7 protein-coding genes and 1 pseudogene are annotated in these 6,013 nt (G+C 59.2%); 5 read left to right on the top strand and 3 right to left on the bottom strand.

What is annotated here, in order from left to right; all coding sequences use genetic code 11:
- Positions 1 to 305 precede the first annotated feature (305 nt).
- Positions 306 to 500 carry a hypothetical protein gene (locus tag IB245_RS19615; RefSeq protein WP_192228410.1) on the top strand — a complete coding sequence of 65 codons (195 nt, stop codon included), beginning with the start codon at positions 306 to 308 and terminating at the stop codon, positions 498 to 500.
- A 137-nt stretch (positions 501 to 637) separates the two neighbouring features.
- Here the strand turns inward: IB245_RS19615 and IB245_RS19610 are convergent.
- A pseudogene (locus IB245_RS19610) lies at positions 638 to 730 on the bottom strand (integrase); the annotation flags it as partial.
- Between the two features lie 221 nt (positions 731 to 951).
- Between IB245_RS19610 and IB245_RS19605 the strand changes: the two are divergent.
- The 3 genes from IB245_RS19605 to msrA all read left to right on the top strand — a co-directional run bounded on the left by IB245_RS19605 (position 952) and on the right by msrA (position 2,422).
- The gene (locus IB245_RS19605) at positions 952 to 1,242 is read left to right on the top strand and encodes a DUF6124 family protein (protein WP_008024162.1); all 291 of its coding nucleotides are present in this window, start codon (positions 952 to 954) and stop codon (positions 1,240 to 1,242) included.
- 193 nt (positions 1,243 to 1,435) lie between these two features.
- Positions 1,436 to 1,801, top strand: coding sequence for a hypothetical protein (locus IB245_RS19600; protein ID WP_008024161.1), 366 nt, complete (start codon positions 1,436 to 1,438; stop codon positions 1,799 to 1,801).
- A 114-nt stretch (positions 1,802 to 1,915) separates the two neighbouring features.
- On the top strand, positions 1,916 to 2,422 hold the full coding sequence (gene msrA, locus IB245_RS19595; protein WP_192228409.1) for a peptide-methionine (S)-S-oxide reductase MsrA: 507 nt from the start codon (positions 1,916 to 1,918) through the stop codon (positions 2,420 to 2,422).
- 56 nt (positions 2,423 to 2,478) lie between these two features.
- On the opposite strand, the gene IB245_RS19590 is transcribed toward msrA, so the two are convergent.
- Both IB245_RS19590 and IB245_RS19585 read right to left on the bottom strand, forming a co-directional pair.
- Positions 2,479 to 3,918, bottom strand: coding sequence for a DHA2 family efflux MFS transporter permease subunit (locus IB245_RS19590; protein ID WP_192228408.1), 1,440 nt, complete (start codon positions 3,916 to 3,918; stop codon positions 2,479 to 2,481).
- A gap of 76 nt (positions 3,919 to 3,994) precedes the next feature.
- Positions 3,995 to 4,843, bottom strand: a complete 849-nt coding sequence (locus IB245_RS19585; protein WP_192228407.1) for a type 1 glutamine amidotransferase domain-containing protein — start codon at positions 4,841 to 4,843, stop codon at positions 3,995 to 3,997.
- A gap of 122 nt (positions 4,844 to 4,965) precedes the next feature.
- Between IB245_RS19585 and IB245_RS19580 the strand changes: the two genes are divergently transcribed.
- A complete protein-coding gene (locus tag IB245_RS19580; RefSeq protein WP_192228406.1) occupies positions 4,966 to 5,892 on the top strand; it encodes a LysR family transcriptional regulator in 927 nt (308 codons plus the stop codon).
- Positions 5,893 to 6,013 lie beyond the last annotated feature (121 nt).

Here is a 6,013-nt window from a genome sequence, read left to right as displayed (position 1 = left end):
CGATATAAGCCATTTTTTGATGCATCGCTACAACTGGATTCGGCCTCATCAATTCAACGATGGGTTGGCACCAGCGCGGGCCGAGGAAAAACTTAACGTCGTGTCCGGGATTAGTTGACCACTACAGCCCCCCCACCTTGGCCCGGTGCGGGGGCCTTTTATTGCGCGCTCGGAAACCACGCCCGCCAGTGCTGGTCTACCATCTCCCTGCCCGCTGGAAACACGGCAGCCATCCTCAACAAAAGGAAACGGGCGTGAACACGCATGACGATTAGGCCGCGCTGGACCTGCCGCCGGCGGTGAAGGTGCAGACGCTCAAGCTCCTGGCGCGCATTCGCCAGGCCGCCAATCCCGACGATCTGTGGCGCGCCAGTGATTGCGCCGCCGGGTTTGTCCTGGGGCTGGAGACGCTCGAGGAGCTGGACGCGGCGAGTATCAAGGGTCTGTACGCGGCATTCGACGAGGCCGCCACGGCGCGCCGGCAGGTGGAGCCGCAGTGATCGGTGACGGTATTCCAAGGCCACCTGGCGGATTGCTGCGGATCACGAATGGCGGCTATTGGCCGTTAGCTGCCCTCCGCGAAGGGCAGCTATGGGTCGAATAGCGACGGTCTAGCGTCGACTGTCACTAAGGATGATCAGACTTCCGTCTGTTCCGCCGTTTCTAGGGCATCATCGACTTCGATTCCCAGGTATCTGACGGTGCTTTCAAGCTTCGTATGACCAAACAGAGGAAAAGGGGACAGATTTATTTATTCGCGCTCACAGAAAATTTGCTTCGGCCAAAAGCAACCCCCACAGATTCGTCGCCAAACTACATCGAAGTTTCCTACAATCTAATAGGCTTGCACCTAGGAAGCAACCTTACTAACCTCCCTCTGCCGCTGCCAATACAGCGACCGGGTGTGGTAGCCCGTCTTTCTCATAGGAGCCCAGTTCATTGGAGTTCCAAATGCTCGACGAAAACGTTAACCCATCCGAAACTTCCGAATCCCCACCCCGTAAACCCGCCGAGGCCGAGCGCCGGCCAAACCCGATCTTCGCCGTCGTCCCCACCGCAAGCACTGAAACCCTCCTGGTTCACGCCTGCGAAACACTCGCTTCTGCAAGCGTTATGGCCAGTGAGCTGGCGTTCATACTCGAAGGCCCCAAGTGCAATTTGGCACTGGGCATTCAGCAAATGATTGCGTTAGCAGAATTGACGGTGAATCGGGTGCTGGATCAGGTTGACCCGCAGGAGTAGGCGAGGGCGTTGATGTAACGTGATGCGCCAACAGAAGCTCTGCCCCATTTAGTTGGGGCAGGGCTTTTTTGTTTTTGGATTGAAGCCACAGCATCAGAGATCGCCAACCCATTGCCTTCATCACTCGGAAAAGAATGAGTTAGGATCATCAAAGCCTAAAAACGGAACCTCTCAACCCAAGGATGCGACATTCATGGAAACCCCATTTTCTCAAGTCAGCGAGCGTTTGAACAATCGCCGATTTACCGTCGCGAATAACGCTCAAGGGCTGTCCGGTGCAGGCACCGTGTTTCACTACCACGTTGAGGGAAATGCCATTTCGAGCACTTACCAGGGCGGACGGATACGCATCGGTCATCAAGTCGGGCGTGTGACAGGCCCCGATACGATTGAGCTGCTTTTTCAGTGTTTGACGGCGGATGGCGAGATGCTTGCCGGCTGGTCTCGTGGCACGGTGGGCGTTGATCACGCAGGGCGTACCACTCTGGCCTTCGTTTGGGGTTGGTTGTCGGGCGCGACGGGCGGTGGGGAGTCGAGCTACGTCGAGCTTACGGCGTAGCGGTTAAGGTTTATGATCATTGCGTCGACACCCGTGCGGCAGTCGCTCCGACTCGTTCAACAGTCCGATCCGTAATCAATAACGCGCCACTTTCATTGAGGAGAATGACCGTTCATGACGACGCAAACCGAAACCGCCATCCTGGCCGGTGGTTGCTTCTGGGGTATGCAGGATTTGCTGCGACGTTACCCCGGCGTGCTGTCCACACGGGTGGGTTACTCGGGAGGCGATGTGCCGAACGCGACTTATCGCAACCACGGCAATCACGCGGAAGCGATCGAGATCGTGTTCGATCCGCAACAAATCAGCTATCGCCAGATTCTCGAGTTCTTTTTCCAGATTCATGACCCCACCACCCAAAATCGCCAAGGCAACGATGTCGGCGCGAGCTACCGATCTGCGTTGTTCTACCTCAGCGATGAGCAGAGAGAGGTTGCCGAAGACACCGTGGCCGACGTCGAAGCTTCCGGCCTTTGGCCCGGCAAGGTGGTCACCGAAATCACCCCGGCCGGGCCGTTTTGGGAAGCGGAACCGGAACACCAGGATTACCTCGAACGGCTTCCCGACGGTTATACCTGCCACTTCATCCGACCCAACTGGAAATTGCCCAAACGCGGGTAATCAAGTACAGGGGCGGCTCGAATGAGCCGTCTCTGTTCAGCCGCTTTGAGGCAGGCTCAAACCCGCTTCAACACACTGTCCCCCGCATCCGTGGGCAACCTGATCACATCAACCAACGCCAACAACCCCAACACCGCCACACCCACAAACGCCACTCGAAAGTCAGCCACCTGCGCCTGCAACTCATGGCCTTGCATCGACATCGATGCACGCAATAACAACGCAGCAACTGTCACGCCCAACCCCATGGCCAGTTGAAAAAACATACTGAACAACGCCGACGCTTCGCTCATGCGCGCCTTGGGTACGTCGGCAAAGCCGATGGAGTTGTAGCAGGTGAATTGCATGGATCGCGACAAGCCGCCGACAAATAGCACGGCGGCAATCACGGCGAAGGGTGTCTGTGGGGTGAAGAAGGCACAGGCGACAATCGAGATAACACCGATGACACCATTGACCAGCAGGACTTGGCGAAAGCCAAAACGCTGCATGATTGCCGTGGTGAACGGCTTCATCGCCAGGTTGCCGGCGAACACCGCGAGCACCAGCAGGCCGGCGTCGACGGGCGATAAGCCGAAGCCGATCTGGAACAGCAGCGGCAGCAAAAACGGCAAGGCGCTGATGGCCAGGCGAAACAGTGATCCGCCGAAGAGGCTGACCCGGAAGGTGTTGATGGAAACGGTGCCGAGCGGCAATAGCGGGTGGGTGTGATGTCGGCAGTGATGCACGGCCCACACGGCGAGGATCATGCCGGCGATCACTAGCGCGAGTCCTGAGTACATGGCGTTGCCGTGCTGGCTACCCAGCCATTCCAGACCGCCCAGCAGCGAGGCGCAGCCGCCGGCCAGCAGGGCGAATCCCTTGCCGTCGAATGGGCGTACGTTTGCTTCACGTCCTTCGGGCACGAGCCACAGTGCGGCAAATAGCGCCAAAGCGCCGAGCGGCAGGTTGACGTAAAAGATCCACGGCCATGATGCGTGAGTGACGATCAGGCCGCCCACGATTGGTCCGAGAATGGGCGCTACCAGGCCGGGCCAGGTAATCACCGCGATCATTTTCACCAGGTCTTTTTTGTCGGTGTTGCGCAACACGGCCAGGCGTCCCACCGGCACCATCAACGCGCCGCCGATGCCCTGGAGCACGCGGGCGAAAACGAACATTTCGATGTTCTGGCTGAGCCCGCACAGGAGCGAGGCGAGGGTGAAGACGATGATTGCGCCGGCAAACACTTTTCGCGCACCAAAGCGGTCGGCGATCCAGCTGGACAGCGGGATGAAGATCGCCACCGCAAGAATGTAGGCAGTGATGCCGATGTTCATGTCGACCGGCGTAATGCCGAATGCGCTGGCCATGGTGGGCAGCGCGGTGGCGATGACCGTCGCGTCGAGGTTTTCCATGAAGAAGGTCACCGCCACCACCAGCGCGATCAGCCGGGTTTGCAGGCGCAGGCCAGACTCGGCTGTGACACTTGAATCTGGCGTGGCGGGTGACTTCACCGGTGTATTCCTTTTTCGAGGCCATTCAAACAAAAAACAACGCCACGAGTTTTACCATTCCGGGACCACTCAGTCTCTAGCTCCGAGGCTTGAGACGCTCGACGATTGCCTTGCCCACGTCCAGCGCGGAACCTGGGTTTTGGCCGGTCACCAGTTCGCGGTCGATGACGACGTTGGAGGTCCACGGCGAGGTGTTGCTGCGATAGACGCCGCCCGCTTGTTCCAGCGCCGATTGCGGATAGAACTTCATCGCGCCGCCATTCAACAAGCCCTTGGCCAATGCCTCTTCCTGATTGCTGATGACGGTGAATTTGTAGCCGGCGTAGGTCCAGCCTTTGGTGGAGGCTTTGCCAGCGGTTTCGAGTTGTCGGGTGAATGCGACGGGATCGGCCAGGGTCGACAGCAGGGCAATCGGACCGTGGCAGACGAGGGCGGTGGTCTTGCCGTTGTCATGGAAGTTGTTCAGCAGTTTTCCCAGCGCGGCGCTGTGCAGCAAGTCTTGCATTGGCGCGTGGCCGCCGGGGACGTAGACGGCATCGAAATGCTCGTAGCCGATCTGTTCGACCCGCGCCAGGCTGATGACCGGCGACTCGCCTTTTGAAGTGACTTTTAGCTGATCCAGCAGCGCCTTGTGCGCCTGTAAGGCCGCCACGTCATTGTTGAAATACATCTTGTCGTTGGACGACTGGTCCAGTGTCGGCGCCTTGCCGGTCGGCGTGGCGAAAGTGACCGAGTGCCCGGCATCGAGCAGCAGTTTCACCGGTTGCATCAGTTCGTTCAGGTAGAAACCGGTGGCGAAAACCTTCTGGTCCTTGAGGTCGAGGTGGTCGGAATCGGACAGCACGATCAGGACATTGCTGGCCTGTGCGTTGAAGGCAGCCGCGGAAATGGTCATGGCGAGGGCGAGTCGGGCGATAGGGCGCATGGGAGCTTCCGAACAAGTGAGGTGATCGATCGGCGGTCGCCGGATCGTTGATTCACTATATTCATGCCTGTGTGGGCGATAAACTCGCTGCGAAGGAAAGCACTTGTTCTTTGGAGGTAAGAGTGAGCCGTCGATTCGATTATCTCGCGGACGTTGAAGTGTTCGTCACCGTGGTGGAAAAGGGCTCGTTAAGCGCCGGGGCGGTGTTTCTGGCGACCACGCCGTCGGTGGTCAGCCGGGCGATTTCGCGCCTGGAAGCGCGCCTCGGCGTCCAGCTGTTGCGGCGCACGACCCGGCGTCTGAGCCTGACCGAGGCGGGCCTGCTTTACCTTGAACAATCCCGCGCGGCGTTTGGGTTGATCGATGATGCCGAACGAACGATCCAGGGGCAGGAAGGCGAGTTGACCGGGCGTGTGCGGCTGAGTGTGCCGACGACCTACGGGCATTACCGGTTGCCGCCATTGCTGTGCCGTTTTACCCGGCAGTACCCGCAGGTGCGCATCGAGTTGAGCATCAGCAATCGCAATGTGGACCTGGTGGCGGAAGGGTATGACCTGTCGATTCGTCTCGGGCAATTGCCGGACAGCGGCCTGATCGGACGCAAGCTTGAGGACGCGGGTTTGTGCCTGGTCGCCGCGCCGGACTACCTGAAACGTGCCGGCACGCCGCGCAGTGTCGACGAGCTGGCGGCGCATGCCTGCCTGCCGTTTGTGATGCCCAGCAGTGGGCGCGTCGGGCCTTGGCTGTTCCGTGAGCAGGGGGTTGATCGGGAGTGGATACCTGAGGCGAATGTGCAGGTGTCCGATGACGTGCTGGGCATTGTGTCCTTGGCCGAGCACGGCATGGGGATCTGCCAGAGCTACGATTTCATCGTTCGCGAGCGCATTCAAAGTGGACGCCTGGTGCCGCTGCTTGAACAGTCGGGCGGACGCTCCCGACCGTTCTCGGTGATCTATCCGCCCCATCGCCAATTGTCAGCGACCGCGCGGGCCTTGATCGACTTCCTCACCCGGGAAGTGGCCGAGCCAGCCGGCGAGCCGTCCCTGTAGTTATCAGCGTACTTGATGTACCGCAGCGCCTGGATCGCCAGCAAGCCCGCTCCTACAGCTTTTTATGAAAAATATTCACAAGTTCAATGAACATTGACCCGCATATTCCGGCGTATCGAGG

It is taken from the genome of Pseudomonas sp. PDM02, assembly GCF_014852285.1.
Classification (GTDB): Bacteria; Pseudomonadota; Gammaproteobacteria; order Pseudomonadales; family Pseudomonadaceae; genus Aquipseudomonas; species Aquipseudomonas migulae.
The sequence above is the reverse complement of the archived record's forward strand: the minus strand, read 5'-3'. Positions and strand labels throughout refer to the sequence as shown.